Source organism: Streptosporangium roseum DSM 43021 (genome assembly GCF_000024865.1).
Classification (GTDB): Bacteria; Actinomycetota; Actinomycetes; order Streptosporangiales; family Streptosporangiaceae; genus Streptosporangium; species Streptosporangium roseum.
In genome coordinates this window covers 2,304,104-2,329,463 of record NC_013595.1, presented here as the reverse complement: position 1 = coordinate 2,329,463, position 25,360 = coordinate 2,304,104, and the positions used below count along the sequence as shown (strand labels likewise).

Sequence of the window (25,360 nt, the reverse complement as noted above, 5' to 3'; positions counted from 1 at the left end):
ACTCCTTCGCCGTCGCGGCATCTCACCGGCACGGCGCCGACGCGACCGGCGCGTCACGCGCCGCCGACACCGTCCGAGGTGATTTTCGCAGGTGTCGCCCGCGGTTCACAGATGTGATCGATCTTTCATCCGTGAACCGCGTACGGAGGGTCCCGTCCTCCGTCTTCCTCGCGGGGATCCGCGACCGGCGCCGGGGGGGAGCGGGCCGTACGGCGGCCGGCGGGGCCACCGTACGGCGGGCGGGTCAGACCTCGATCACCACGGGGATGATCATCGGACGGCGGCGGTAGGTGTCGCTCACCCAGCGCCCGACGGTCCTGCGGACCACCCGGCGGATCTGCTGGACGTCCATCACCCCGTCGGCCGTGTGCTCCTCCACCGCCTTCTCGATCTGGGGAATGACCTCCTCCAGGCGGTCGGGGTCGATGCCCGATCCCCTGGCGTGGATCTCCGGGCCGCCGGCGAGCTTGCCGTTGGCGGTGTCGACCACGAGGACGACGGAGATGAAGCCCTCCTCGCCCAGGATCCGCCGGTCCTTCAGCGCGTAGTCGGTGACGTCGCCCACGGAGGTGCCGTCCACGTAGACGTAGCCGGCGGGAATCGCTCCCACGATCTTCGCGCGGCCGTCGAGCAGGTCGACCACGACGCCGTCCTCGGCGATCACGATGTGGTCGTCGGGCACCCCGGACAGCACGGCGATCTTGGCGTGCGCCCGCATGTGCCGCCACTCGCCGTGCACCGGCATGAAGTTGGACGGCCTGGTCACGTTGAGCAGGTAGAGCAGCTCGCCCGCGGCGGCGTGCCCGGAGACGTGCACCTTCGCGTTGCCCTTGTGCACCACGCGGGCGCCCCACCGGGCCAGCCCGTTGATCACCTTGTTGACCGAGGTCTCGTTGCCGGGCACCAGCGAGGAGGCCAGCAGCACGGTGTCGCCCTCGGCGACCCTGATCGGGTGGTCGCGGTTGGCCATGCGCGACAGCGCGGCCATCGGCTCGCCCTGGGACCCGGTGCAGATCAGGACCACGTCCTCCGGCGGCCAGGTCTCGATCTCCTTGGAGTCGACGATCAGGCCCGGCGGCACCTTGAGGTAGCCGAGATCACGGGCGATGCCCATGTTGCGCACCATGGAGCGGCCGACCAGCGCGACCTTGCGGCCGTGCTTGTGCGCGGCGTCCATGACCTGCTGGACGCGGTGGACGTGGGAGGCGAAGCTTGCCACGATCACGCGCTTCTGGGCGGTGCGGACCACCTCGTCGATGACCGGCGCGATCTCCCGCTCGCTGGTGACGAAGCCCGGCACCTCCGCGTTCGTCGAGTCGGACATCAGCAGGTCGACGCCCTCGGCGCCGAGCCTGGCGAAGCCGCCCAGGTCGGTCAGCCGCCCGTCGCTGGGCAGCTGGTCCATCCGGAAGTCACCGGTGTGCAGCACGATGCCCGCGGGGGTCCTGACCGCGACGGCCAGCGCGTCGGGGATCGAGTGGTTGACCGCGAAGAACTCGCACTCGAACGGCCCGAACTGGTGCCGCTCCCCCTCGACGACCTCGAGCTTGGACGGTTGGATGCGGTGCTCGGTGAGCTTCGCCTCGATCAGTGCCAGCGTCAGCTTCGACCCCACGACCGGGATGTCGCGGCGCTCCCGCAGCAGGTACGGCACGGCGCCGATGTGGTCCTCGTGCCCATGGGTCAGCACCACGGCCTCGACGTCGTCCAGGCGGTCCCGGATGTATTCGAAGTCGGGCAGGATCAGGTCGATGCCCGGCTGATCGGGCTCGGGGAACAGCACCCCGCAGTCGATGATCAGTAGGCGGCCTTCGTACTCGAACACCGCCATGTTGCGGCCGATCTCACCGAGACCGCCCAGCGCGACGATGCGCAGCGCGCCTTCGGGCAGCGGCGGCGGCGGCCCGAGTTCGGGATGGGGGTGACTCATGCGGTCACACCTCTCTTACAGGTCTCACAAGCGTGGGCTGATCCCCCGGACGGCAGGACTGCTCCCTCGCCGAGCACTCCGGTCTCCAACGGACCGTTGTTTCCTCTGTTGTTCAAACTCCCGTTCCTCCCCACTGCGACCGATACCGGTCGCGACGTTCCTTCTCATGAAACAACTCCGTCGGACAGCTTCACGCCGCCCGCGATCAAGTCTTCTCTCAGCCGTGCGACCTGCTCTTCGGTGGCCTCCACCAGTGGCAGTCGCGCCGGTCCCGCGGATCGCCCCACCAGGGTCAGCGCCGCCTTCGCCATGATCGCGCCGCCGGCCTGCGTCATGATCCCGGAGATCACCGGGAGCAGCCTGCGGTGGACGGCGAGCGCGCCCGAGACGTCACCCGAGCGGTACAGCCCGATCATCGCGGCGATCTCCGCGCCGACGACGTGCCCGACGACGCTGACGCACCCGGCGGCCCCGACCGAGAGCCACGGCAGGTTGAGCATGTCGTCACCGGAGTAGAACGCCAGGTCGGTGCCCGCCATGATCTGCGACCCGGCGAACAGGTCGGCCTTGGCGTCCTTCACCGCGACGATCCGCTCGTGGCGGGCGAGCCGTACGAGGGTGGCGGTCTGGATCGGCACGCCGCTGCGGCCGGGAATGTCGTAGAGCATGACCGGCAGGCCGGTGGCGTCGGCGACGGCGGTGAAGTGGCGGTAGAGCCCCTCCTGCGGTGGCTTGCTGTAGTACGGCGTCACCAGCAGGAGGCCGTGGGCCCCCGCGCGCTCGGCGGCGCGGGCCAGCCCGACGCTGTGGTGGGTGTCGTTGCTGCCCGCTCCGGCCACGACGGCGGCGCGGTCGCCGACCGCCTCGACGACGGCGCGCAGGAGGCGCTCCTTCTCGTCGTCGGAGGTGGTCGGGGACTCACCCGTCGTGCCGCTCACGACGAGGCCGTCGTTGCGCTGCTCGTCCACCAGGTAGGTGGCAAGGCGCTGCGCCCCCTCGTAGTCGACCGCGCCGCCATCGGTGAACGGCGTGACCATGGCGGTCAGCATGCGACCGAAGGGTGCGTCGGAGGTTCCAGTTGGCGCTGCCATAGACCGAACGGTACCCGGATCCACCCAAACGGTGGACCCCGCCACCCCGCCTAGCCTCGGTACACCTTCGGACCGAAGGGTGAAAACACCCCTGAGACCTCCCGATCCATGCCCTAAAGGCGGATACGCCACGTCTCCCGGCGGCGCCGGACCGCCTCCGGGCGGGTGCGGCCGCCATCCGGGCGGCAGAGATCAACAAATGTTCCATATGTGAGCAAAAAAGAAGTAAGGGGATTTATGTCCATTTTAAGATGATCATCATTTTCCGGACATGAAAGAAGCCGCCGATATGTGCTCGGGGGTACACACATCGGCGGCCTCTACCGTTGAATCGCGGGCGCTTACGCGGGCGTTACACGGTCTCTGAGATATTTTCAGCCACTTTTCAGCGCGGCCCAAAGTTGGAGCTCCAAATTGCTGCCATTACCCTGAGTTGTCCATCGAATACGACAGGATGGGACGACGCCTGTCGAACCCAGGGATGGACACGTGGCAACCTCCGATCCTGTCTACCTGCGCGTCGTCGCCGATATCCGCCGCCAGATCGTCGACGGCACCCTTCCCCCCGGCGCGTCGATCCCCTCCCGCGCCCAGCTCACCCGCAAGTACGGCGTGGGCGAGACCGCGGCCCGCCACGCGCTGCGGGTGCTCGCCGCCGAGGGCCTGATCGTCGGCCGCGTCGGCTCGGGCCACTACGTCCGCGACCGCCCCGTGCTGCTCCCCCTGCACCGCTGGCGCTTCCACGACCACCACGCCCCCTTCGGCGCCGACGTCCAGTCGCAGGGCACCCGCGCCACCTGGGACTGGCGGACCGAGCCCGCCGAGGCCACCCCGGACATCGCCCAGCGCCTGCGCCTGGACGACTCCGCTCCGGTGACCCGCACCCACTACGTCTTCCGGGGCGACGGCAGGCCGGTCCAGCTCGCCACCTCCTACGAGCCCGCCGAGTTCGGCGAGTCTCCGACCGAGGAGAGCCCCCGCGGCCTGGTCGCCCGGCTGTCCGCCCTCGGCGTCAAGGTCACCGAAATAGTGGAGCAGGTCTACACCCGCGTCCCCCAGCCCGCCGAGAGCGACACCCTCGCCCTCCCCGCGGGCGTCCACGTCCTGCATGTGGAGCGCACCCACTGGGCCGGCGACCGCCCGGTCGAGACCAGCGACATCGTCATCCCCGGCGACCGCTTCCGCCTGGTCTACGCCCACTCCCTGCAACCCTGAACGGCCCGGACGGGCCCCGGTCCCGGGGCCCGGACCGGCTTCTTCGCAGTCTCCGGGAGACGCTCAGGCCGACGCCCGCGCCGCTCGCGCACCGGCGCCCGCCACGGCGGGCGCGCCGAGCCATGCGGACAGGGCCGCCTCCAGCGCGCCGGGGTCCACCTGGCCGGTGTCGGCGGCCCAGGCGACGACGCCGTCGGGCCGCACGAGCAGTCCCGCCAGCCCGGCCCGTCCGGGGACGGGCTCGGCGACCACCCTCAACCGGTCGTCGTAGCCGGACACCAGGACCCGTAGCTCTCCGGCCGGGTCCAGCAGCAGCGCCCCGCCCCCGTGCAGGTGGTCGGCGAGCCTGGACCCGTCGGCCAGTTCGAGATCCGGCGCGCTGCCGCCGACCAGCGGGTGGTCGCCGGGAAGGTCGTAGTGCTGCCAGACCCCGGAGATCTTCTTGACGAAGTGGGTGGTCCCGGCGACGGTCTCCGTCAGCTGGGTCACCACCTCGCGCAGCGCTCTGGCGTGGGGGTCGGGGCGCATCAGCGCGATCTGGGCGCGCGTCCAGTCCAGCACCCAGGCGCCGATCGGGTGGCGTTCGGCGGTGTAGGTGTCCAGCAGCCCTTCCGGCGCCCACCCCCGCACGGTGGCGGCGAGCTTCCAGCCGAGGTTCACCGCGTCCCCGAGACCGAGGTTCAGGCCCTGTCCGCCGAAGGGCGAGTGGACGTGGGCGGCGTCACCGGCCAGCAGCACCCGCCCGAGCCGGTAGGTGGTCGCCTGGCGGGCGTTGTCGGTGAACCGGGTCGCGGTCTTGACGCCGGTCACGACGACGTCGGCCCCGCTGACGTTCCTGATCGACGCCTGCAGTTCGTCGGCGGTGACGGGGGTGTCCCGGCCGACGGGGGTACCACCGAACTCCACAGTGAGGATGCGGCCGGGCATCGGGCCGTGCGCGTAGACGCCGGTGGGGGTGGCGTGCCAGCCCGCCCCCAGCGCCTCGGCGCCCTCCATCTCCACCATGGCCTGATGGGCGGTGATCTCCGGGCCGGTGCCGGGGAAGTCGAAGCCGGCGAGCTTGCGGACCGCGCTCCTGCCCCCGTCGCAGCCGACCAGCCAGCGCCCCCGGAGCGGCCCCTCGCCCGTCGCGACGGTCACCCCGTCGCCGTCGGCCTCGAAACCGGTCAGCTCCACGCCCCGGCGCACGTCGACTCCCAGATCGGCGGCGCGCTCGGCGAGGAGGACCTCAAGCTGCTGCTGACCGACCATGCCGACCAGATCGGCGGGGCCGTGTCCGTTCAGGTCGGGGTCGGACGGGTCGAGCCGGTCGGCACTGAGCGTGATCCCCGCGAAGTGACCGGCGAACCTCGGCGGCGCCTTGGCGGGCTCCCCCTCCGGGAGCCGCTGCCGCATGAACGCGGCGAACCGCTCCAGGTTCTCCTCCTGGGCCTTCTGAAGGCCGGGCAGCAGGCCGCGCCGGTAGAGCGCCTCCACGCTGGGCGTGTTCAGCGACCCGGCCTTGATGGTGGGGTCCACCTCGGTCAGCCGTTCCAGCACCACGACCGAGGCGCCACCGAGCCGCAGCTCGCAGGCCAGCATCAACCCCACGGGACCGCCCCCGGCCACGATCACGTCGACGTCGTACGACATGCCACACCCCCTGATGAAATATCTACTGTCACTAAAAATTTACTCCAGCTATAAATTTTTATCAACTATAGTAATTTTGTGAGCAACGAGCCTGGACTCCGCGAGCGGAAGAAGCTGCAGACCCGCAAACTGATCTCAGATGTGGCCTCAGGCCTCTTCATGAGGCACGGGTTCGACAACGTCACGGTGGCCGAGGTGGCCGAGGCGGCCGGCGTCTCGACGAAGACGGTCTTCAACTACTTCCCCCGGAAGGAGGACCTCTTCCTCGACCGGTTCCCCGAGGCCGCCGAGCTGATCACCCAGGCGGTCCGGGAACGCCCCGAGGGCGAGGAGCCGCCGGCCGCGCTGCGCCGTCTGCTGCTGGACCTCCTGGAGCGGCGTCACCCCCTCGGGGGGATCGGCGACGGCTACCAGTTCTTCTGGCAGGTCATCCTGGACTCCCCGTCGCTGCAGGCACGGGCCAGGGAGCTGGTGGACGGGCTGGAGAACCTGCTCGGCGTGCTGTTCGCCGAGGCCTCGAGGGCCGGTCCCGGCGATCCGTGGCCCCGGGTGGCGGCGGGGCTGGCCGTCTCGGCCTACCGCACGACCTACATCATCACCGCCCGGCGGATCCTCGCCGGCGAACGCTTCGATGACGTCATAGACGACCACATCGCCCTGCTGAACCGTTCCTTCGACGCCCTGGACCGGGCACTGGCCCCGGCCGAGGCCTCCCCGCCGGCGTGACGGGCACGTCTCCGACCGCACGGCCCCCGTCTTGTCCGGCCCCGGCAGCCGCGCCGACGAGGACGGTCACCGGCGGACCGCTCCATGACTCGCCGGAGCCTTGGGACCATCGGGCCTGCCAATACTGCGTTCGTCAAAGGCGGCACACAAGCCGGTGGCGTAAGAGGCGGGTCGGCTCCGTGCCCACCGCGACCGTCACCGCCGCTGCCTACGGCCATAACCCTCCACAGCCCTCCACCCGCGATGACCGGCCGCGAAACGGCTGAGGGGTACACCCCCGATTCGCCGCACGGTGACTGTGAGACGGTGACCGGACGGTTGCGAGTCGCCGTGTGTGCGCCCGCTGACAAGGAACACTGCGCGCTCTGCTAACGACTCCCATGATCGGCCGCAAACATACTGAGCACGTCGGATCCGCCGAACGGGTCCGACGCCGTAAATTCCAAAGGATTCTCAGTACAGGGCAGGGAATGAAAAGAAATCTCCAGCGATGGGGTGCCCTCGGCGCCGCGGCCGTTTCCCTGGCAGGGGCCATGGTCGTCACGGGCGGGACCACAGCGGCGCACGCGGACGTCCGGTGCATGGTGAACACGATCTACATCAACGCCAGCCCCGGCGGAGACCCCAAGCAGCAGGCGCTCGGTCACTCCCACAACACCGGTAAACACTACGTCGGAAGCTACCAGTGGTACTCCACGGGGTGGTGGCTGTGGGAGTGGTATGCCGACAATGACGGCGGGTCGGACGGTGACACCGCGGACACCTGGTACGGCTCGAGCTGGTGCGATCACGCCGCGTGGTAGCGCTCACGAACGAGCGAGACTCCGGTTCGCGAAGGCCTCACCAGCTACGCGGGAGGCCATTCAGGAACACGGCACTAACGCGGCACTAACGAGCCCGTGAAGGAAGGCTCGGATCAGACGTGGGTGACCAGGAGGGTCACGCCCGCCTCGCCGCCGCAGTCGACGAAAACGGGACCGACGCCGTTGCCGATCTCACGGGAGAGGGTCGCCTTCGCCACGAATCCGTCCGGGTTGTCGTCGATGATGCGGATGTTCTTCAACACCGGCCTGCCGCTGAATCCGCTGAGCACGGCGTTGAGCTTCTTACCTCCGCCGCAGTGGCCGGTGATCGTCACCTCTTCGCCTCGCTTGACGGTGGGGTTGGGGCTGACCTGGACGACCGCCCTGGCGCCCTTCGGCGGCCGCGGCGCAGCCGCCTCGGTTGTGATCGCGCCGGTCGTTCCGGGCGTGCCGGTCGCGCCGGCCTTGTCACCGGCGAACGCACCGCCGGCGCCCAGCCCGAGCACCCCGGCGGTCAAGCTCGCTCCGAGGAGCACAGCGATCATCTTCTTGCTCATGGCGACTCCTTCACGGCGGGCTTTCGACCCGCGCGACTGTGGTGATCCCTTGTCGTACCGGATCTGTCCGGTAGGTAGCCGACGGGGCCGCCACTGGTTCTCGCCAGCCTGGATTGTGACGCGCATCACAACCGGGCACGGTCCGGCGGTGACCGCGACAGCCGAGGTGAGCGTCGAAACCATGTCGGCCGGCCACGAAGGCGGGGTGCCGTTCGCCCCCGGGGGCATCCGGCTGTCCGAGGCCGGACTGTCGGTGCCCCCTGGTAGAACCGACCTGGTTTCCCGAGCCGGAGGTGCCGATTGCGCGTCAAGGACATGCCCCCCAACGACCAGCCGCGCGAGCGGCTCCTGTCGAGTGGCGCGACCGCCCTGGCCGACCGGGAGCTGCTCGCCCTGCTGATCGGCTCGGGGAGCCGGGGCACCAACGCGGTCGAGCTCGCCTCCCACCTGATCGCCCACTGCGGCGACCTGCGCGGGCTGGCCCGCTCCGACGCCCACCGCCTGATGTCGGTCCCCGGCATCGGCCCGGCCAAGGCCGCCCGGGTCATCGCCGCCTTCCACCTCGTACGGCAGGCGCAGTCGGAGCCGGAGCGCCGCCGGATCACCTGCTCGGGAGACCTGGCCGCCGTCGCCTCCCCACTCCTGCGCGGCCTCAGTCACGAACGCGTGGTCGTGGTGGTCTGCGACCCGGGCGGCGCGGTGACCCGCAAGACGATCGTCAGCGAGGGCGGCAGCGACCATGCCCCGGCTCCCGTCCGGGAGATCATCACCACCGTCCTCACCTCCGGCGGCTCCTCCTTCGGCCTGGCCCATAACCACCCCAGCGGCTCCCTCGACCCCAGCCCGGCCGACCTGGAGGTCACCGCCCGACTCAGCGAGGCCGCCGAGACCGTCGGCCTCCGCCTCCTCGACCACGTGATCGTCACCGACACCGCCTGGCGCCGCATCGCCGCCTGAGGCGGCCTCCGCCTGGCGCCGCATCGCCGCCTGAGGCGGCCTCCACCTGGCGCCGCATCGCCGACACCGGCTCACTCGGCGGCGGCTCCCGGCGGTAAGCCATTTGACCGTGACTCGCCTGGCGGCGGCCCGCTCGACAGGGGCTCTCTTGCCGGTGGTCCCGCGCCACCCGGTTGGCACGGGACCACCGCCTGCTCCCGGCGGGCGGATTCATGGGATGGCCCGCCGGGAGCGAGACCCGGCGGGCGGTGGGGAAGAGATGCCCGCCGGGATCTTGGATAGTGGTCCCGCATCCGCCCTCCAACGGATGCGGGACCACTGCCCTGCCTCCCCGACCGTCATGGCCCATCGGAGAGGCAGGGAGCTTATGGACTACTCGGGCGGAAGGGCACTCGCCCCGCCACCGGACGTGCTTGCCGGGTGGTCAACGCGCGCTACCGATCAGCAGGCGGAGCCACAACGCCTCCACCTCCTTGGAGAGCGCCCATGGCGACTCGTGCACGGCCACCACGCCTCTCAGCCGATGCGTCCGCCGTATGAACATCAACCCACCCGCCCGGCACAGCTCGTAGAAGGTCGCCCGGCAGTCACAGGTGTGCTCCTTCACCCTCACCCGATCCCCCCTCGGCACCTCGGGCCGCCAGTCGATCGCCTCATGCGCCGCCTGCAACGGCGCCACGTGATGCCCGTGATGCCGCTCCCCCGACACCCCAACCACCACTTCCAGCACCATCTCCCTCTCGACCACCCAGTGACTATAAGTCGGGTCGTCCATCCCGGTCTACTAACTCGTACAGCATCGTCTCTTTGAGTGTCTGGTTTGTGGGTATACGTTTGCATTGGTCTAGTGTTCATCTGTGCTTGATCGCGACGGACCCATACCGGTCTATAAGCAGATAGCCGAGGTGATTCGGGAACGAATCACCAGCGGCGACATCACGTCCGGCGAGGCCATGCCCAGCGAAACTGAACTGGAGAGCGAGTACGGCATCGCTCGCGCCACCGCGCGCCGAGTCGCACGAGAGCTCCGCGAGCAAGGCCTCGTCTACACCGTCCAGGGCGAAGGCACTTTTGTCGGCGATCCGGACATCCCGCGGGCTCCTCGCAAGACGCCCCTCTACCAGCAGATCTCCCACGAAATCGCCGAACGGATCCGCAAGGGCGAATTCCAACCGAATCGCGCGATTCCCAGCGAGAAGATGCTCATGGAGCAGTACGGCGTCGCCAAGGTCACCGTCCGAAACTCGGTCGCGTTCCTGCGCGATCAGGGCTGGGTTTTCACCGTGCCCCATCGCGGCACCTACGTGTCACAACCCGAAGACTGGCCAGGCACACAGGGAACAGCCTCTTAACCGGACAGAGCGACTTCTGCCGCTCTTCGCCGGAGCCGTCGAAGCATGCATGTCGCATGCGGGTGAGAGCGAGCCACCGGGTCCCGGCTGTCATCACGGAGATCGGCGGACACAAGCGCTATCCGTCCCCGGGATCGGAGCGGACGCCGAAGGTCACCGAGGCGAGGTCCTCGCCGTCCACTTCCAGGGGCCAGGTGGTGTGATCCGCCCGCGCATCATCCCACGGCACGCGGAGAAGGCCCGCGGCGGCGGGCCGCTCGCTACCTGCTCCTCTTCTTGCGGGCCTTGCGCTTGACCTCGACCCCGCCCCAGAAGGCGAACCCCGTCACCACGATCCGGGGCGCGCCGGGCCTGCCGACCCCGCTCGCCTCATGGCCGAACCCGCCCATGAGGCCGAGCCCGGTGACGAACACCTCGGCGTCGTCGGGCACGACGACCTCGACACCCCCCATGACGGCGAACGCCCGGATCTTCATCTCCCGCCCGGTGAACACCGCCTCACGCAGGTCGATCTTGCCTCCGCCCCAGAAGGCCAGGGCGGTGAAGTTCCGGGGAGCCCGCCAGCGGCCGGCGCGCTTGAAGCCACTCATGATCCCGACGGCGACGCCGCTGGTCGGCGCGTCCGGGTCATGACCGATATAGCTCGGCGTGGCCGTCGACTGGGAGATGTCCGGCAGGTCGCCGGTGAGCAGTTCCAGGTCGGCGTAGGTCTTGGCGGTGTAGACCGCCGCCAGCCTTTCCTCGAACTCGTCCATGGTCAGCCGGCCGTCGCCGACTGCGTTGCGGAGGATTGCGGCAGTCTGGTCGCGGTCGCCGTCAGCGGCTCGTATTTCCCGCGGATCCCGGTCTGGAAGGGTCGCCATGTCTTGGAGACTAAAGGGTCGATCCCCGGAGCAGGTCCCCGGACGCCGGCCTGACGGAGCTTTCGCCGGAGGCCGGGCGCCGCGCACGTCAGCGTCTCCGGCACAAGGGCACGGCTACGCCGCGGGCCGTCCCGGGACCTCTACGCGAAAAGACGCCACTCCCCCTGTCCGGTCACGCTCCGGTCCGCGACCGCAAGACTTCCAGGGCCCGATCGGCATGGGCCTGCATGCTCGTCTCGCTGTGGATCACCTCAAGGAGGCGGCGGTCCACGTCGATGACGAAGGTCATCCGGCGGGTGAGGAAGGGCCCTACCGCGATGTTGCGCCGGGCGCCGAGCTGCCGGGCGACGGCGCCGTCCGGATCCGACAGCAGAGGGAAGCCCAGGTTGTGGGTATCGGCGAACCGCCGCTGGCGGTCGACCGTGTCACGGCTGATCCCGACCCTGGTCGCCCCCACGGCGGCGAACTCCTCCGCCAGGTCCCGGAAGTGGCAGCTCTCCGCCGTGCATCCGGACGTCATGGCGGCCGGGTAGAAGAACAGCACCACCGGCCCCGTCGCAACGAGGTCGCTGAGCCGCCGTGGCGTCCCGGTCTCGTCGAGAAGCTCGAAATCCTCGACCACGTCTCCCACCGCGAGACTTCCACCCACGACATGTCCTCCCTGTGCCACCGAACAGCTCCCGTCCCGGTTACTTCGTGACCGGCGGGACCGGAGGCTGGTGCTCCGGCCCCCCATTGTGGGGCGAGTCGCCGGTCGAGGAACAGCTCCCCCGGCGGTCCCGCCGCGGAAGCCGGGTACGACGCTTACAGACCGTTTCCGCATGGACGGAAGGTGTCACCGGGACCGGGGCCCAGGTCGTCGAGCCGGGCCTGCGGGGTGTCGATCCGGAACGGCCGGATCCGGGGTGCGCCCGTCACGGGAACGCTCCTCGTGCCACCGGCGTCAGCCGGCGGCGTCGATGGCCTCCAGGGCCCGTGACAGCGTCTCCAGCGCCTCCCGCGCACGCTGGAACTCGTCGAGCCCCAGATGCTCAGCGAGGCGGCCGGCGAGTGCGCGTTGGCCGGGGGCGATGCGCCGTACGGCGGCCCGCCCGTCCTCGGTGGGCCGCAGCAGTTTAGCCCTGCTGTGGGCCGGGTTGGGCAGGTATTCGGCAAGGCCCTTCTCGACGAGCAGATCGGCGATCCGCTGGACGCTCTGGCGGGTGATGCCCATCGCCCGGGCGATCCCGGCGACCGGTAGCGGCTCGTCGAGCACCGCGCCGAGCACCTGCCACCAGGCGGCGGTCAGGCCCACCGGCCGGGCCAGGCTCTCCGCCACCTCCAGGAACTGCCCGTTGAGGCGGAACACGGCCAGCGCCGTCCCGGCCATCAGCGCGGCCGGCTCCGCCCGCCGTTCCCGGGCGCTCATCGCGGGCCCGCCGCCGCCAGCACGGCGAACGCGCTCGCGTCCTGCTCGCCGAACAGCCGGTACCACGCGTCGAGCACCCGGGGCTCGTACACGCCGAGCCTGTCCAGCACCTCGCGAGCGAACTCCACCGGTGCGGCCGGACCGGCGGTGATCAGATCTCCGTCGGTGACCGCCGGGGCCTCCCGGTACCGCGCGGCTCCGCCGTACCCGGTCGCGCGGAGGGACTCGGGGGCGCTGCCGGTGTGGTCGCGGTCATCGAGCAGACCCTCCCTGGCCAGCCCGGCGGTGGCGCCGCAGATCGCCGCGACCGGGACGCCCGCGTCGAGGAACTCGCGGGCCTTGCGGCCGAACGCCTGGTTGCCGCCCTCCCAGGTGGAGGCACCCGGCAGGATCAGCATCGCGCTGCCGGCGGGGTCCAGTCCGGCCAGCGTCAGGTCCGGGAGGATGCGCATCCCACCGGCCGTGGTCACCGGCTCGTGGCTCTCGCCCACCGTCTTCACTTCGTAGCGGCCGGGCACGCGCTGGGCCATCTCGCCGCGGATGTGGGCGATGGCGTAGCCCACCTCCCAGTCGGCGAGGGCGTCGTAGACGGCCACGTGCACGATCTCTTCACTCATGACAGCAGACTGTCATATGGACAGCATGCTGTCAAACTTCAGAGAGCCTCCGCGCGAAGCGGCGCCCTGCCGGAACGCGGACTCACGGGCCCGCCCGCGCGTCCGGGCGACGCCACACAAGGTGACGAATACATTGCTAATTGTCATGTTCGATCACGCCAGTCACAGGAGAGACCGTGCGCCACCAACTTCTCGCAACCCTCGTCACCGTCCCGCTGGTCACCTTCGGCACCGGCACCGCCCCGGTCACCATCCGGCCCGCCGCGATGCAGGTGCACTACGCGGCCCTGGGAGACTCCTTCGCCTCCGGCTCCGGCGCCGGGGACTACGACCCCGACAGCGGGCTGTGCCGGCGCAGCGCCAACTCCCACCCGATCCTGTGGGCCCGCGCCAGCCGTCCCGACAGTTTCAGGTACGAGGCGTGCGGCGGGGCGGTGACCGACGACGTGGTGGAGCGGCAGGTGCCCGACGCCCTGGACGGCGACACCACCCTGGTCACCGTCACGATCGGCGGAAACGACGCCGGCTTCGAGGCGGCCGTCGTCAACTGCGTCGTGGTCGGCGGCGAGGCTGAGGACTGCAACCGCGTCCTCGACGACGCCGGGCGCTTCGTCGACCAGAGGCTGCCCGGCAAGCTCGCCTGGACCTACGGCGCCATCCGCGCCGCCGCCCCGGCGGCGGAGGTCCTGGTCGTCGGCTACCCGCACCTGTTCGAGGCGGGCCACCCGTCCGGCTGCGACGTCGCCGAGTGGATGCGCAAGCGAATGAACCTGCTCGCCGACCACATCAACACGGTCATCCGGGAGCAGGCCGAGAACGCCGGCTTCCGCTACGTCGACGTGCGCGACGCCTTCGCCGGGCACGGGGTGTGCGCTCCCGGCGGGGTCCAGCGGGAGTGGGTCACCCGCATCATGCCGTCGAACACCTGGCAGTCCTACCACCCGAACAGGCGCGGGCAGTCCTCGGGCTACCTGCCGGCTCTCGGCGCCGCCATCGGCTGACCGCCCGCCCACCGGCCCCTGGCACCGCCATCGGCCGGCCGCCCGCCCACCGGTCCCCAGCGCCGCCGCCGGCCTCCCCGCGACCGGGACCCGGATCACCCACCCGTACCGGTGCGCGGGCGCCGTGAGCGCCGCGGCCCCCGCGGGCGCAGGCGGGTCACGACGGTGGCGGGCGCGAGGATCGTGAACAGCAGCGGCACCGCGCCCGCCCAGAGCGGTGCGAGGTGCAGCACCAGCGACGCGCAGAGCGCGCCGGCGGCGAGAGCCAGGACGATGACCGCGCGGCGGGCGGTGTCGGCGGTCCTGCGCGACGCCAGCGACTGCAGCAGCGCGGCGAGGGTGCCGGTGACGAAGGTGGTCGTGATGCCGGCGACGTCGACGCGCCGGGCCGCCGCGACCTGCAGGCCCATGGCGCAGGACGCCACGGCGATCAGCAGGAGCGTCGGGGTCGGCCCGGGGGCGGCGTCGCAGAGTATCCAGCCGGCGAGGAACGCGACGTGGAGGGCGAGGCAGATCCAGAGCAGGCGGGTGGCGGCCGAGGGCCACGACTCGTTCGCCCGGCCGCGGTCGGGCACCTTGAAACCGACGAAGACCCCGATGGAGAAGATCACGCACGCGAGGCCGGAACGTATCACCCGGATCTGCCAGTTCTCACCGCCGACGAGCGCGACGAGGATCAGGTTGCCGGTCATGTTGGCGGTGAAGACGCCTCCGAGGGCCAGGAACGCGACCGCGTCCATCGCGCCCGCTCCCAGGGTCAGGAAGACCAGGACGACGTAGCTCCACCGCCGCGGGTCGCCTCCCGCCGGCGAGGCGTCGGAGCCGGCCCCGCGCGCGGGTGGCGGAGGCGGTTCGGCGTCGGAGTGGGTCATGGAGCAGGCCCGGAGCGCTTCCCGGTCTTCCCGCCGGGGTCAGAAGACCGGGACGATGTGTTCGGAGAATTCACGTTTTCCCATGCCAGCACCCTGCCTATTGGCTCTGTCCACTGCTCGTGCGTCACCGGTGCGCCCGGAGCCCTCCAGCCGCCCCTTCCATGCCCTCTTGAGGCGGAGTCCGACGTCGCCCGGGTCACGATCCACAAGGTGACCGCCAAGTCGCGCGAAGACGGTCTGACCGTCACGACACCCGGCAACCGCCAAGTCCCGCGAGAACGGTCCAACCGTCACGACACCCGGCAACCGCCAAGTCCCGCGAGAACGGTCCAACCGTCACGACACCCGGCAACCGCCAAGTCCCGCGAGAACGGTCCGACCGTCACGACACCCGGCACGGGACCGTTCATCGCCGGACCGGCCGACCGGCGGGCCCTCCGCTCGGGCCCGCGCGACCAGGCGCAGAGCGGCTCCGGCGGTTGCCGTCGGGTGGCGGTCGGCGATTCCGGCACGGGGCGGATACCGGGCCTGTCGGTCCTGGCGCCCGCCCCGCGCGGTAGCTCAGGAGTAGGTGTAGAGGCTGTAGGTCTGGAATGGATGCCAGGTTCCGTCGATCTCGCATTTCACCCGGTCCGCCGGCCAGCCGCCGAATCGGAAGACGGTGTTTGCCTGACAGGTCACCCAGTCGGGGTAGCGGCCCTGCCAGTGCCATTCCGCCGCCGAGGCGGCGGGGACCGAAGCCAGCAGCGTCCCGCCGACGGCCAGAGTGCACAGGCCGACCTTGAGTGCTCGCTTGACTGCCTTCATGTCGTGCTCCTTGTCTGGGCCGCCCTCGCACGGAGCGCACCCATCTCCCTTTTATCCACCAGAAGTAGCGAATAATCACAGAGAGTAACCAAATGGAGTGCCAGCCTTCTTGGACGGCCGCCGCACAGCCGCGACGCGGCCCGGGCCTCCAGTCAGACAGCGCCCTGGGCCTCCGGTCAAGCAGGGGGAGGGCCGATCACTCACAGCTACTTCTCCCCTGACGGCGCCGGGGCCCGGCAGCCCGAGACGCGAGAGTGCCCCGGCCCGGGGAAGGGGCATGGCTCTCGTACGTCAGCCCGGTTACGGGATCGCACGCGTCGCCGGAGCGCCGGCCGCCGGTGCGGGTGATCGTTGGTCTCGTGACTCAGGGATGCGCGTCACCGATGCGTCGCCGTCACGCGGCAGCCCCCGGCAGCGAACGACAGCATCCGCCATCTTCTCCCGGGTCGGAAAGCATTTCGATCTTCCCGCCAGGGGACTCGGAACACCGGGATGATGTCCTCGGGGTCGAGGAAGTCGACCTCGAGGCCTTCGATGTCGAGTCCGGGGACGGCCGGGAACTCGATCCCCCAGCGCTCAACGATGGCGCGGATCCGGGCCATATGGAGCAGGCCTGGAGCGCTTTCCCGGCTTGCGGCATCAGACGCCTCGCGGAAAGCAACTTGCTCGCCGACGCCCCGGGTCCTGTCCCAATACCCTCGATGCCGCTTCCCCAGCCGTCATCGCCCGACCTGAGCAGTGGATACTCTCGCCGGTCTGCGTACTTGATCGCATAATGCGGGCATGACGTGGTTACGGTGGAAACGTGGAAAGCGGGCGACCGCCGCACTCACACGAGCGGAATTCGACGCACTCCCGGCGAAGGACCGCGCCGAACTGCACAATACGGCCCGCGACAGCAGGCGCCAGTTCATCGCCACCCTGCTGCAGATCGCCACGACCATCGGCGTGCTGGTGAGTCTGCTCTTCACCGCGCAGAGCCTGGCTCAGACCGCCAAGTCGCTGGACGCCGCTCGCGAGGAGCAGAAGATTGCCCGTGACGGACTTGACGTGACTCGAAAAGGCCAGATCACCGATCGATTCAGCAAGGCCGTCGAACAGCTTGGTGACGATAAAATGGATGTGCGCATCGGCGGCATCTATGCTCTGGGGAATATCGGCAAGGATGCGGCCGATTACCAGCAGACCGTAGTGGATGTTCTCGCCACGTATACTCTGGAACACGCCCGTAAGCCGAGAACGACAGATACCTTGGAAAAGGATGTCGAAACCGCTCTCAGAGTATTGGGTCGAGTCCGGCCCGCCGATCCGAAAGCAGGATGGCTGGACCTCTCGGATGCGCGAATCGACACCGCCGTCTTGGACGGCGCGTATCTGGCACGTGCCGGCCTTGTCGCAGTCGATCTGCGCTTGGCGTCACTGGAGAACGCAGACCTGTCCGAAGCCGATCTGCGCGGCGCCGAGCTGAACTCAGCCCGACTGACCAGAGCCTCCCTCGCCCGCGCCAATCTCAACATAGCCAAGCTACCCCACGCCTTTCTCGACGAGGCCGACTTGACCGGCGCCAATCTGACCGCTGCGGACTTGACGGATGCCGACTTCACCGGCGCCAAGTTGAATGGAGCTAATTTCATGCATGCCGTTCTGACCGATGCGACAGGACTGCCCCCCACCGACCGGCTCAAAAAGATCGTCAAGTGGGACGCCGACACGATCTGGCCCTGAGCTCGGGCGACAAGGTAAGGCGGACGGCTGCCGGATCGTGGCCGCTCACCGGCCCTCAGACGCCGGGCCTGCTCGTCTAGAACACCGGGATGATGTCCTCGGGGTCGAGGAAGTCGACCTCGACGCCTTCGATGTCGAGTTCGGGGATGGCCGGGAACTCGATCCCCCAGCGCTCAACGATGGCGCGGATCCGGGCCATGGCGACCCGCCAGTTCTCCGCCTGCTCCTCGTAGGAGAGCACGCCGAGCCCGGCGTCGCGGGCGTGGTCCATCAGGACGCGGTGGTTGTGCAGGAAGTACGGGGGCAGCTCCCAGAAGCCGCCCGGCGGCTCCCAGAGGATCATCGAGAGGAAGACGAACCCGGCGCGGAGCTGGCGGGTGATCAGCGAGCGGGTGTCGTCGGTGAGACCGGGCCACTCGTTCTCCAGGATGGTCATGCAGATCTGGAGATGGCGCGACTCGTCGCGGCCGATGCGGTGGAACATCTCGCTGAACACCGGGTGATCGGTGCCGGTGGCCATGCCGCGGAACAGGGTGGAGGCGGCCATCTCGCCCATCATGAAGCTGGTGAACAGCACCGGCAGGCTGTATTTGCCGACGGCGCCGCTGTAGCCCGTCCAGTAGCGGCCGCCGTTGTGGTAGAGCCAGCCGATGTTGTTGTGGGCGGCCCTCTCCAGATCGGTGGAGGGGGTCCAGTCGAGCGGCCCGCCCGGCCAGAGACGGGCGATGGTCCGCTGGCAGCACTCCTCGTGGTTCATCTCGTCACGCGTGATCGAGAAGAAGCACTTGCGGACCGGGTCCTCCTCGTGCTTCTCGAACGCCTGGATGGTGGCGCGGGCGAAGACGGCCGGGCCCGAGGCGTCGAAGTTGGCCAGTACGGAGAACCAGTACATGATCCCGAGCCGCTGCTCGGCGGTGAAGTCGCCGGGGTCGAGGCCGTCCCAGGGCAGGTCGGCCGGGTTCCAGACCGTGCGCTTGGACTTCTCGTAGATGGCCGCCAGCTTGCCGGTCTCGACCCGCCACTCCATCGGATAGATGTTCGGCTGAGGGATCTCCGGAGCGGGCCAGAAGCCGCCTTCGGGAATCGACAGGTCCGCCATGATCCCACCCCTTTTGTGACAGATACAGCTCACATCCTGCGCTCGGATGTCACATCTTTCAAGAGCGTGCCCGCTGGCTCATGGCGACACACACGAGTACGGCGAGCGCCGCCGCGACGGTCAGCGGGCCGAACCGCTCGTCGAGGAGGAGCCAGGCCCAGAGCAGCGTCAGCAGCGGCTGGGCGAGCTGGGTCTGCCCGGCGCGCGCGATCCCGCCCGCCGCCAGGCCCGCGTACCAGGGGATGAAGCCGAGGAACATCGAGATCAGGCCCGCGTAGGCGAACCCGGCCAGCGACGTCGCGGTGGGCCGCACGTCCGTGGTCAGCGCCAGGGCGACCGTCACGGGGACCGTGAGCGGGGCGGCGATGACCAGGGCGTGGGAGATCACCCTCCAGCCGGGCGTCTCGCGGGCCAGCCGGCCGCCCTCGGTGTAGCCGACCGCGGCCGACAGCAGCGCCCCCACGAGGAGCAGGTCGGCTCCGGTGGCGTGGCCGCCGCCCCGGCTGAGGGTGAAGGCCGTGATCGAGACGGCTCCGAGGGCACAGGCCGCCCAGAACGCCGGTTTCGGCCGCTCCCCTCCGCGCAGGACGGCACAGGCGGCGGTGGCGGCGGGGAGGAGCCCGATGACCACCGCGGCGTGGGAGGTGCTGGCCCCGGCGTCGAGCGCCAGCCCGCTGAAGACGGGGAAGCCGAAGACCACCCCGGCCACGATGACGAGATAGGACCGGAGGTGGGATCTGGGCGGCAGCAACGGCCCTCTGGCCGCCACCAGGAAGACCAGCGCCGGGACCGCCGCGATCACGGCCCGCCCGATCGCCACGAGATAGGGGTCGAACCCCTCCATCGCGAAGACCGTCGCCGGGAACGACCCGGAGAACGACAGCACCCCGAGACCGGCCAGCAGGGTCCCCCGCCACGCCGTACCGGAGGACGCCGTGCGCCCGGCGGGCGCCGGGGTGGCGCCGACCGCTACTCGACCTGAGAGGATAGCGCTATCCTTACCATTCATGAATGACGATAGCAGTATCGTCCGTCTGGCTGCCATGATCCGTGAGGAGACGGCGCGGCTGCGCCCCGGGGACAGGCTGCCATCAAGCCGGGAGCTGATGCGGCTCCACGGTGTGAGCCCGGTGACCGTGTCGAGGGCACTTGCCCGGCTTGCCGCGGAAGGTCGAGTGATCACCAGGCCGGGCAGCGGGACCTACGTGGCCCCCGCGGTCACCCGAGCCGGCGGCACGGCGGACCTGTCCTGGCAGACGGTGGCGCTCGGCGACCGGGTGGTGGACGACACGGAGGTGAGCGGCCTGCTCGCTCCCCCGCCGGACGACGTCATCCCGCTCACCGGCGGCTACCTCAACCCGACCCTGCGTCCCGCCAAGGCCCTGTCCGCCGCCGCCATCCGCGCGCTCCGCCGCCCGGACGTCTGGGCGCTGCCGCCACTGAGCGGCATCCCCGAGCTGCGCGGCTGGTTCGCCCAGGAGGCGGGGGGCGACGTCACCTCCTCGGACGCCCTCGTGGTCAGCGGCGGGCAGTCCGCCCTCACCCACGCCTTCCGCGCCCTCACCGCCCCGGGCACCCCGATCCTCGTCGAGACGCCGACCTATCCGGGTGCGCTCGCCGCCGCGCGGGCCGCCGGGCTCCGCCCGACGGCCGTGCCCATGGACCGCGACGGGGTGCGGCCCGAGCTCCTCGCGGAGGCCTTCGCCGTCACGGGCGCGCGGGTCTTCTTCTGCCAGCCGACCCTGCACAACCCCACCGGCGCGACCCTGACCCTCGAACGGCGCAGGCAGGTGCTCGCGATCGCCCGGGCGGCCGGGGCGTTCGTCATCGAGGACGACTACGCCAGGTATTTCGCGACGGAGCCGGTCCCGCCGTCGATGATCTCACTGGACGCCCACGGCACGGTCGTGCACGTCAACTCCCTCACCAAGGTCCTGTCGCCCAGCATGCGGGTCGCCGGAGTCGTCGCCCGCGGCCCGGCCGCGCGGCGGCTCAGAGCCAGCCAGGTCGTGGAGTCGTTCTTCGTCGCCAGGCCGCTGCAGGAGACGGCGCTGGAGTTCGTCGGCTCGCCCGCCTGGTCGCGCCACCTGGCCGGGCTGGGCACCGAGCTGACGACCCGCCGGAACGCGCTCGCCGCCGCGCTGACCGCCCGGATGCCCGCCGCCGGGATCCACCTCCTCCCCCGGGGCGGCCTGCACCTGTGGGTACGGCTCCCGCCCGACCGCGACGAGGACACCGTGGTGGAGGCGGCCCGGCGGGCGGGCGTCATGGTGAGCCAGGGACGCATCTACTACCCGGCCGAGCCGCCGGGCCCCCGGATCCGGCTGACCCACTCGGCGGCCCTGCGCCTGCCGGAGCTGGCAGAGGGCGTCCGGCGGCTGGCGACGGCGCTGGACGCCACCTGACGGGTCAGGTCGCGGCGAAGACCTCGTAGTGGTTCACCGTGAGGTCGCGCTCGACCAGGAAGCGGTCGTCCTCGTCGTAGAAGACGGCCCGCGAGGGGTCCTCCCCCGCGAACGCGGTGATCGCCTCCCACGACTCCCACAGCGAGGTCAGCAGGAACTCGCTCCTGCCGCCCTCGTCCCGGCGGGTGAAGCACACGCCCCGGTTGCCGTCGGTCGAGGTGTAGCCGACGTATCCGGTGTCGAGCAGATAGCTCTCATACGCGGCGGCGTCCTCCGCCCTCGTCCAGCCGCGCCACACTCTCATGATCATGGTTCCCCCTCCGGCCGGGCTCGTACCTGCGATTCTCCCGGAAGGCGAGATAGGCCCAGTACCACATTGTCCCCCTCCAATCAACACCACTGAAAACATTATGCCGGTGTTGCTGCGAATACAACCCCCTAATGGCATACAGTGGTTGCGAAGAGGTGATCGAACCATGGACAACCCTTCCGACCTGGTGTGCGACTTCGTCAACAGCTACGACGTCGAGGGCGGGACCGACGACATCCCCACGCCCGCCGCGCTGGCCGCGTGGCTCGGCAGGCGGGAGCTGATCGGCCCCGGGGACGTCGCTGGCGACGACGACCTCGCCCTGGCCCTCGACCTCCGCGAGTCCCTCCGCGCGGCGCTCCGGGCCAACCACGACAGCCGCACCCGCGACGGCGACGACCGCGAGCCCGGCCTGCCCCGCCTGTTCACCGGGCTCCCCCTGCGGGTCGCCCTGACCGCCGGGGGCCCTGTCCTCCAGCCGGTCGCGGCCGGCGTGCCCGGCGGGCTGGCCAGGATCGCGGCCGCGGTGATGGGCGCGCACGCCGACGGGATGTGGCCGAGGCTGAAGGTGTGCACCGAGAGCACCTGCCAGTGGGCGTTCGTCGACTCCTCCAAGAACCGCTCACGATCTTGGTGCTCCATGAGAGTCTGCGGCAACCGCACCAAGACTCGGGCATATCGGGCTCGCCGTCAGACGGAGACAGGTCCGCGTCATCTCTGAGTCGGATTCCCCGATACGGTGTAGGAGCCTGTCTCGGGGATCCACCCGCCTGATGCCCGCTCGCGTGGCACGAGACCCGCGAGACAGTGCTTCCTGAGGCGACGGCAGACGGCAGAGAAGGAGCGGGCCGAGATGGCAGACGTAGGCGTGCGGGCGGCTCGGCACGATGATGTCGCCGCGGTGACGAGCACCCAGATCCGCGCCTGGAAATACGGTTACCGGGATTTCCTTCCCGAGGGACCGCTGGAGCAGATGACCGGTCCCGCCGCCGAGGAGATGTGGCGGCGCCAGTGGGACGAGGCGATCATCACTCCGCCGTCCTCGCGGCACCGGGTGCTGGTCGCGGTGGAGCAGGTCGTCCTCGACACCGACGCGTTCCCCGCTCTCGGTCCCGGCGGCATCGAGGCCGCCGCCGCGATGCGCGGCGCCGAGCGCGTGGTGGGCCTCGCCTCGCACGCCCCGGCGGAGGATCCCGACCTGGACCCGACCACCACGGCCGAGATGCTCACCTTCCTGGTGGATCCCGACCACGTCCGGCGCGGACACGGCAGCCGCCTGCTCAACGCGACGGTCGACTACCTCCGTGACGACGGCTACCACACCATCGTGACGTGGGTCTTCGCCGACAACCACGGTCCGCTCGGATTCCTGGAATCGGCCGGTTGGGGCGAGGACGGAGCCGAGCGCGTCCTCAACATGGGCCGGCCGGTGCGGATGGTCCGGCTGGCCACCGACATCAGCTAGAGCCGCGGGCACCGGCCGGGACCACCGTCACCGGCCCGCTCCCGCGGCAGCAAACGTCCGAGAGGAAACCCGCAACACCATGGCCACCCCGAGCCAGTGGATCGCCGGAGCCCGTCCGCGCACCCTTCCCGCCGCCGTCGTCCCCGTCGCCGTCGGCACCGGTGTCGCGATCGGGTACGGCGGAGCGGTCTGGTGGCGTGCCCTGCTCGCCCTGTTCGTGGCGCTCGCGCTGCAGGTGGGCGTGAACTACGCCAACGACTACAGCGACGGCGTGCGCGGCACCGACGACGAGCGGGTCGGCCCGATGCGCCTGGTCGGTTCGGGGGCGGCGGCGCCTCGCGAGGTCCTCGCCGCCGCCCTGGGCTGCTTCCTGGCCGCCGCGGCGGCGGGGCTGGTCCTGGTCGTCGCCACCGGCGCGTGGTGGCTGCTGCTGGTCGGCGCGGTGTCGATCGCGGCCGCCTGGTTCTACACCGGCGGCTCCAGGCCCTACGGCTACCGCGCGCTCGGCGAGATCTCGGTGTTCGTGTTCTTCGGCCTGGTCGCGGTGGCGGGCACCACATTCGTGCAGCTCGAATGGCTGCCCTGGACGGCACTGGCGGCCTCGGTCCCGGTGGGCCTGCTGGCCTGCGCGATGCTGGTGGTCAACAACCTGCGCGACATCGTCACCGACCGCCCGGCCGGCAAGCGCACCATGGCCGTGGTGCTCGGCGACACCCGCACCCGCACCCTCTACACCCTCTGCCTGGTACTCCCCCTGGTCATCGCGGTGGCCCTGACGCCGTGGCAGCCGTTCGCGGCGCTGGCCGTGCTCGCCACGCCGCTCGCGATCGGCCCGGTGAAGGCCGTCAGGCGGGGCGCCACCGGCCCCGCCCTGATCGCCACGCTCCAGCAGACCGGCCGCTTCCAGCTCGTCTACGGCCTGCTGTTCACCGTCGGCCTGGCGCTGCAGGCCCTCTGACCCCGGCCGCGCGCCCGCGGCGCCGGCCCCGCGGGTCCGGCAGAACGATCACCTTGGAGACGGCTACAGGCGGCGTCTCCCAGACTCGTGCTCTTCGACAACACGGTCACCTCCTCCCCTTTGGTTCACTGAACGTGAATGTTCCATGACAAAGTTGGAGGCTTCGTGGCCGTCGAGCAACGCGGGATCGAGCTGGTCTCGCCGTCGGAGAGGTACGGCCGGCCGCGTGATCTGCTCTTTCTCTGGAGCGGCACCACGCTCGGCATCTTCACCCTGGTCTACGGCACGGTCGTCGTCTCCCTGGGGCTGAGCTTCCCGCAGGCCGTCCTGGCCATCGTCATCGGCAACCTGCTGGCCTTCCCGCTGGTCGGCCTGACCAGCCTGCAGGGCCCGGCGGTCGGCACCTCCACCATGGCGGTCTCCCGGGCCGCGTTCGGCCCCAAGGGCGCCCGGGTGCTCAGCTTCTTCGGCTGGATCAACATGGTCGGCTTCGAGGCCGGCGGCATGGTGCTGATCACCTTCGCCTCGCTGGCCCTGCTCGACCAGGCCGGCGTCACCGGCCAGAGCGCCGGGCTGAAGATCGCCGTGATCGTCGTCGCGGCACTGATCCAGCTCGTGCTGCCGCTGATCGGGCACGCCGCCGTCATGAAGGCGCAGAAGTACTTCACCTGGGTGTTCGTCGCGATGTTCGCCGTCATGGGCGTACTCATCGGGCCGAAGGTGCAGGTCGCCTCCTCCGGCGGCGCCGACTTCGCCACGTTCACCATCGCCGTGGCGCTGGTGATGTCGGCCGGCGGGCTGTCATGGGCGCCGCTGGGCAGCGACTACTCGCGCTACCTGCCGGCGAGCTCCAGCAAGAAGGCCGTCTTCGGCTACGCGATGTTCGGCGGGCTCGTGCCGTACATCCTGCTGATGACGCTCGGCGCGGCCGTCGCGACCGTGGTCAAGGACGCGAGTGACCCCATCTCCGGCCTGCCCGGCGCGCTGCCGTCCTGGTTCGTGGTGCCCTACCTGCTGCTGGCGATCGTCACGCTGTTCGCGGTCAACACCACCGACCTCTACTCCTCCGGCCTGAACCTGCAGGCCTCCGGGATCAAGCTGAGCCGGTCCGTCGCGGTCGTGCTCGACCTGGTGATCTGTGTCGCGATCACCTGCGTGGCGGTGTTCTCCGACTCCTTCAACACCATGCTCAACACCTTCCTCGGCCTGCTGATCCTCTGGCTGGCCCCCTGGGCGGGCATCTACCTGACCGACTGGCTGCGGCGCAGGGGCCGCTACGACGCCGAGGGCCTGTTCTCCGACGGCGGACCGTACCACGGCAGCGGCGGCATCCGCTGGACCGGCATCATCGCGCAGGTCGCGGGCATGATCGCGGCAGCGCTCTGGATCAACTCCACGGCCTTCACCGGGCCGCTCTCCGAGATCACCGGCGGCTCCGACTTCAGCATCTTCGCGGGCTTCCTGGTGGCGGGCCTGGTGTACGTCGCACTCGACCGCCGCCCCGTCCCCGTCCCCGTCCCCGCCTGACCCCGAGCCGCACGCCCCGACCCGAAAGGCACCACCGCGA

General features: G+C 70.2%; 27 protein-coding genes. 12 read left to right on the top strand and 15 right to left on the bottom strand.

Annotation, left to right across the window (positions count from 1 at the left end):
- Positions 1-244: 244 nt before the first annotated feature.
- Both SROS_RS10485 and dapA read right to left on the bottom strand, forming a co-directional pair.
- Positions 245-1,930 carry a ribonuclease J gene (locus SROS_RS10485; RefSeq protein ID WP_012888897.1) on the bottom strand — a complete coding sequence of 562 codons (1,686 nt, stop codon included), beginning with the start codon at positions 1,928-1,930 and terminating at the stop codon, positions 245-247.
- 164 nt (positions 1,931-2,094) lie between these two features.
- Entirely contained in the window at positions 2,095-3,021 is a 927-nt protein-coding gene (dapA, locus tag SROS_RS10480; protein ID WP_012888896.1) for a 4-hydroxy-tetrahydrodipicolinate synthase, read from the bottom strand.
- A gap of 489 nt (positions 3,022-3,510) precedes the next feature.
- Here dapA and SROS_RS10475 point away from each other — a divergent pair, with 489 nt between their 5' ends.
- Positions 3,511-4,236 (top strand): GntR family transcriptional regulator, encoded by a 726-nt coding sequence (locus SROS_RS10475; RefSeq protein WP_012888895.1) that lies wholly within the window; start codon positions 3,511-3,513, stop codon positions 4,234-4,236.
- Positions 4,237-4,299: 63 nt separating this feature from the next.
- Here the strand turns inward: SROS_RS10475 and SROS_RS10470 are convergent, their stop codons facing one another.
- On the bottom strand, positions 4,300-5,868 hold the full coding sequence (locus tag SROS_RS10470) for an FAD-dependent monooxygenase (protein WP_012888894.1): 1,569 nt from the start codon (positions 5,866-5,868) through the stop codon (positions 4,300-4,302).
- 78 nt (positions 5,869-5,946) lie between these two features.
- On the opposite strand from SROS_RS10470, the gene SROS_RS10465 reads away from it, so the two are divergent.
- Together SROS_RS10465 and SROS_RS10460 are read left to right on the top strand one after the other, a co-directional pair.
- Positions 5,947-6,594, top strand: coding sequence for a TetR/AcrR family transcriptional regulator (locus tag SROS_RS10465; protein WP_012888893.1), 648 nt, complete (start codon positions 5,947-5,949; stop codon positions 6,592-6,594).
- A gap of 470 nt (positions 6,595-7,064) precedes the next feature.
- On the top strand, positions 7,065-7,397 hold the full coding sequence (locus tag SROS_RS10460) for a hypothetical protein (protein WP_012888892.1): 333 nt from the start codon (positions 7,065-7,067) through the stop codon (positions 7,395-7,397).
- Positions 7,398-7,510: 113 nt separating this feature from the next.
- On the opposite strand, the gene SROS_RS10455 is transcribed toward SROS_RS10460, so the two are convergent.
- Complete coding sequence (locus tag SROS_RS10455; RefSeq protein WP_012888891.1) at positions 7,511-7,954, bottom strand: hypothetical protein; 444 nt, start codon at positions 7,952-7,954, stop codon at positions 7,511-7,513.
- A gap of 315 nt (positions 7,955-8,269) precedes the next feature.
- Between SROS_RS10455 and SROS_RS10450 the strand changes: the two genes are divergently transcribed.
- Entirely contained in the window at positions 8,270-8,911 is a 642-nt protein-coding gene (locus tag SROS_RS10450) for a JAB domain-containing protein (protein ID WP_245564602.1), read from the top strand.
- A 424-nt stretch (positions 8,912-9,335) separates the two neighbouring features.
- Here SROS_RS10450 and SROS_RS10445 read toward each other — a convergent pair whose 3' ends face one another.
- A complete protein-coding gene (locus SROS_RS10445) occupies positions 9,336-9,659 on the bottom strand; it encodes a hypothetical protein (RefSeq protein WP_245564601.1) in 324 nt (107 codons plus the stop codon).
- Positions 9,660-9,768: 109 nt separating this feature from the next.
- Here SROS_RS10445 and SROS_RS10440 point away from each other — a divergent pair, with 109 nt between their 5' ends.
- Positions 9,769-10,263 carry a GntR family transcriptional regulator gene (locus tag SROS_RS10440; RefSeq protein ID WP_012888888.1) on the top strand — a complete coding sequence of 165 codons (495 nt, stop codon included), beginning with the start codon at positions 9,769-9,771 and terminating at the stop codon, positions 10,261-10,263.
- Positions 10,264-10,523: 260 nt separating this feature from the next.
- On the opposite strand, the gene SROS_RS10435 is transcribed toward SROS_RS10440, so the two are convergent.
- The 4 genes from SROS_RS10435 to SROS_RS10420 all read right to left on the bottom strand — a co-directional run bounded on the left by SROS_RS10435 (position 10,524) and on the right by SROS_RS10420 (position 13,151).
- On the bottom strand, positions 10,524-11,126 hold the full coding sequence (locus tag SROS_RS10435) for a DUF1707 SHOCT-like domain-containing protein (protein ID WP_012888887.1): 603 nt from the start codon (positions 11,124-11,126) through the stop codon (positions 10,524-10,526).
- A 172-nt stretch (positions 11,127-11,298) separates the two neighbouring features.
- Positions 11,299-11,775, bottom strand: coding sequence for a peroxiredoxin (locus SROS_RS10430; protein WP_012888886.1), 477 nt, complete (start codon positions 11,773-11,775; stop codon positions 11,299-11,301).
- A gap of 294 nt (positions 11,776-12,069) precedes the next feature.
- On the bottom strand, positions 12,070-12,534 hold the full coding sequence (locus tag SROS_RS10425) for a MarR family winged helix-turn-helix transcriptional regulator (RefSeq protein ID WP_012888884.1): 465 nt from the start codon (positions 12,532-12,534) through the stop codon (positions 12,070-12,072).
- On the bottom strand, positions 12,531-13,151 hold the full coding sequence (locus tag SROS_RS10420) for a DJ-1/PfpI family protein (RefSeq protein ID WP_012888883.1): 621 nt from the start codon (positions 13,149-13,151) through the stop codon (positions 12,531-12,533). Before SROS_RS10420 ends, SROS_RS10425 begins: the two co-directional genes overlap by 4 nt.
- A 176-nt stretch (positions 13,152-13,327) precedes the next feature.
- Here SROS_RS10420 and SROS_RS10415 point away from each other — a divergent pair, with 176 nt between their 5' ends.
- On the top strand, positions 13,328-14,152 hold the full coding sequence (locus tag SROS_RS10415; RefSeq protein ID WP_012888882.1) for an SGNH/GDSL hydrolase family protein: 825 nt from the start codon (positions 13,328-13,330) through the stop codon (positions 14,150-14,152).
- Positions 14,153-14,247: 95 nt separating this feature from the next.
- Here SROS_RS10415 and SROS_RS10410 read toward each other — a convergent pair whose 3' ends face one another.
- The 3 genes from SROS_RS10410 to SROS_RS10400 all read right to left on the bottom strand — a co-directional run bounded on the left by SROS_RS10410 (position 14,248) and on the right by SROS_RS10400 (position 16,433).
- Complete coding sequence (locus SROS_RS10410; protein WP_012888881.1) at positions 14,248-15,024, bottom strand: YoaK family protein; 777 nt, start codon at positions 15,022-15,024, stop codon at positions 14,248-14,250.
- A 561-nt stretch (positions 15,025-15,585) separates the two neighbouring features.
- On the bottom strand, positions 15,586-15,831 hold the full coding sequence (locus SROS_RS10405) for a hypothetical protein (RefSeq protein WP_012888880.1): 246 nt from the start codon (positions 15,829-15,831) through the stop codon (positions 15,586-15,588).
- A gap of 377 nt (positions 15,832-16,208) precedes the next feature.
- Positions 16,209-16,433: a hypothetical protein gene (locus SROS_RS10400; protein WP_043651743.1), complete on the bottom strand. Its 225-nt coding sequence runs from the start codon at positions 16,431-16,433 to the stop codon at positions 16,209-16,211.
- A 181-nt stretch (positions 16,434-16,614) separates the two neighbouring features.
- Between SROS_RS10400 and SROS_RS10395 the strand changes: the two genes are divergently transcribed.
- Complete coding sequence (locus SROS_RS10395) at positions 16,615-17,556, top strand: pentapeptide repeat-containing protein (RefSeq protein ID WP_012888879.1); 942 nt, start codon at positions 16,615-16,617, stop codon at positions 17,554-17,556.
- Between the two features lie 76 nt (positions 17,557-17,632).
- On the opposite strand, the gene SROS_RS10390 is transcribed toward SROS_RS10395, so the two are convergent.
- Together SROS_RS10390 and SROS_RS10385 are read right to left on the bottom strand one after the other, a co-directional pair.
- On the bottom strand, positions 17,633-18,655 hold the full coding sequence (locus SROS_RS10390) for a hypothetical protein (RefSeq protein WP_012888878.1): 1,023 nt from the start codon (positions 18,653-18,655) through the stop codon (positions 17,633-17,635).
- Between the two features lie 58 nt (positions 18,656-18,713).
- On the bottom strand, positions 18,714-19,664 hold the full coding sequence (locus tag SROS_RS10385) for a DMT family transporter (protein WP_012888877.1): 951 nt from the start codon (positions 19,662-19,664) through the stop codon (positions 18,714-18,716).
- On the opposite strand from SROS_RS10385, the gene SROS_RS10380 reads away from it, so the two are divergent.
- Positions 19,663-21,060 (top strand): aminotransferase-like domain-containing protein, encoded by a 1,398-nt coding sequence (locus SROS_RS10380; protein WP_043651738.1) that lies wholly within the window; start codon positions 19,663-19,665, stop codon positions 21,058-21,060. The genes SROS_RS10385 and SROS_RS10380 overlap by 2 nt on opposite strands.
- A 4-nt stretch (positions 21,061-21,064) precedes the next feature.
- Here SROS_RS10380 and SROS_RS10375 read toward each other — a convergent pair whose 3' ends face one another.
- A complete protein-coding gene (locus SROS_RS10375; RefSeq protein WP_012888875.1) occupies positions 21,065-21,370 on the bottom strand; it encodes a hypothetical protein in 306 nt (101 codons plus the stop codon).
- Between the two features lie 166 nt (positions 21,371-21,536).
- Here SROS_RS10375 and SROS_RS10370 point away from each other — a divergent pair, with 166 nt between their 5' ends.
- The 4 genes from SROS_RS10370 to SROS_RS10355 all read left to right on the top strand — a co-directional run bounded on the left by SROS_RS10370 (position 21,537) and on the right by SROS_RS10355 (position 25,320).
- Positions 21,537-22,091: a CGNR zinc finger domain-containing protein gene (locus SROS_RS10370; RefSeq protein WP_012888874.1), complete on the top strand. Its 555-nt coding sequence runs from the start codon at positions 21,537-21,539 to the stop codon at positions 22,089-22,091.
- Between the two features lie 132 nt (positions 22,092-22,223).
- Positions 22,224-22,835 carry a GNAT family N-acetyltransferase gene (locus SROS_RS10365; protein WP_012888873.1) on the top strand — a complete coding sequence of 204 codons (612 nt, stop codon included), beginning with the start codon at positions 22,224-22,226 and terminating at the stop codon, positions 22,833-22,835.
- A gap of 79 nt (positions 22,836-22,914) precedes the next feature.
- Positions 22,915-23,793, top strand: coding sequence for a 1,4-dihydroxy-2-naphthoate polyprenyltransferase (locus SROS_RS10360; RefSeq protein WP_012888872.1), 879 nt, complete (start codon positions 22,915-22,917; stop codon positions 23,791-23,793).
- Between the two features lie 165 nt (positions 23,794-23,958).
- Positions 23,959-25,320, top strand: coding sequence for a purine-cytosine permease family protein (locus SROS_RS10355; protein WP_012888871.1), 1,362 nt, complete (start codon positions 23,959-23,961; stop codon positions 25,318-25,320).
- Positions 25,321-25,360: the final 40 nt, after the last annotated feature.

What these genes read in the sequence shown, in the direction of transcription:
- SROS_RS10390 (WP_012888878.1), bottom strand. Translation starts at nt 18,655, where the DNA reads ATGGCGGACCTGTCGATTCCCGAAGGCGGCTTCTGGCCCGCTCCGGAG.
- SROS_RS10385 (WP_012888877.1), bottom strand. Translation starts at nt 19,664, where the DNA reads ATGAATGGTAAGGATAGCGCTATCCTCTCAGGTCGAGTAGCGGTCGGC.
- SROS_RS10410 (WP_012888881.1), bottom strand. Translation starts at nt 15,024, where the DNA reads ATGACCCACTCCGACGCCGAACCGCCTCCGCCACCCGCGCGCGGGGCC.
- SROS_RS10395 (WP_012888879.1), top strand. Translation starts at nt 16,615, where the DNA reads ATGACGTGGTTACGGTGGAAACGTGGAAAGCGGGCGACCGCCGCACTC.
- SROS_RS10420 (WP_012888883.1), bottom strand. Translation starts at nt 13,151, where the DNA reads ATGAGTGAAGAGATCGTGCACGTGGCCGTCTACGACGCCCTCGCCGAC.
- SROS_RS10455 (WP_012888891.1), bottom strand. Translation starts at nt 7,954, where the DNA reads ATGAGCAAGAAGATGATCGCTGTGCTCCTCGGAGCGAGCTTGACCGCC.
- SROS_RS10470 (WP_012888894.1), bottom strand. Translation starts at nt 5,868, where the DNA reads ATGTCGTACGACGTCGACGTGATCGTGGCCGGGGGCGGTCCCGTGGGG.
- SROS_RS10405 (WP_012888880.1), bottom strand. Translation starts at nt 15,831, where the DNA reads ATGAAGGCAGTCAAGCGAGCACTCAAGGTCGGCCTGTGCACTCTGGCC.
- SROS_RS10400 (WP_043651743.1), bottom strand. Translation starts at nt 16,433, where the DNA reads ATGGCCCGGATCCGCGCCATCGTTGAGCGCTGGGGGATCGAGTTCCCG.
- SROS_RS10450 (WP_245564602.1), top strand. Translation starts at nt 8,270, where the DNA reads ATGCCCCCCAACGACCAGCCGCGCGAGCGGCTCCTGTCGAGTGGCGCG.
- SROS_RS10375 (WP_012888875.1), bottom strand. Translation starts at nt 21,370, where the DNA reads ATGATCATGAGAGTGTGGCGCGGCTGGACGAGGGCGGAGGACGCCGCC.
- SROS_RS10485 (WP_012888897.1), bottom strand. Translation starts at nt 1,930, where the DNA reads ATGAGTCACCCCCATCCCGAACTCGGGCCGCCGCCGCCGCTGCCCGAA.
- SROS_RS10425 (WP_012888884.1), bottom strand. Translation starts at nt 12,534, where the DNA reads ATGAGCGCCCGGGAACGGCGGGCGGAGCCGGCCGCGCTGATGGCCGGG.
- SROS_RS10365 (WP_012888873.1), top strand. Translation starts at nt 22,224, where the DNA reads ATGGCAGACGTAGGCGTGCGGGCGGCTCGGCACGATGATGTCGCCGCG.
- SROS_RS10370 (WP_012888874.1), top strand. Translation starts at nt 21,537, where the DNA reads ATGGACAACCCTTCCGACCTGGTGTGCGACTTCGTCAACAGCTACGAC.
- dapA (WP_012888896.1), bottom strand. Translation starts at nt 3,021, where the DNA reads ATGGCAGCGCCAACTGGAACCTCCGACGCACCCTTCGGTCGCATGCTG.
- SROS_RS10460 (WP_012888892.1), top strand. Translation starts at nt 7,065, where the DNA reads ATGAAAAGAAATCTCCAGCGATGGGGTGCCCTCGGCGCCGCGGCCGTT.
- SROS_RS10435 (WP_012888887.1), bottom strand. Translation starts at nt 11,126, where the DNA reads ATGGCGACCCTTCCAGACCGGGATCCGCGGGAAATACGAGCCGCTGAC.
- SROS_RS10380 (WP_043651738.1), top strand. Translation starts at nt 19,663, where the DNA reads ATGAATGACGATAGCAGTATCGTCCGTCTGGCTGCCATGATCCGTGAG.
- SROS_RS10360 (WP_012888872.1), top strand. Translation starts at nt 22,915, where the DNA reads ATGGCCACCCCGAGCCAGTGGATCGCCGGAGCCCGTCCGCGCACCCTT.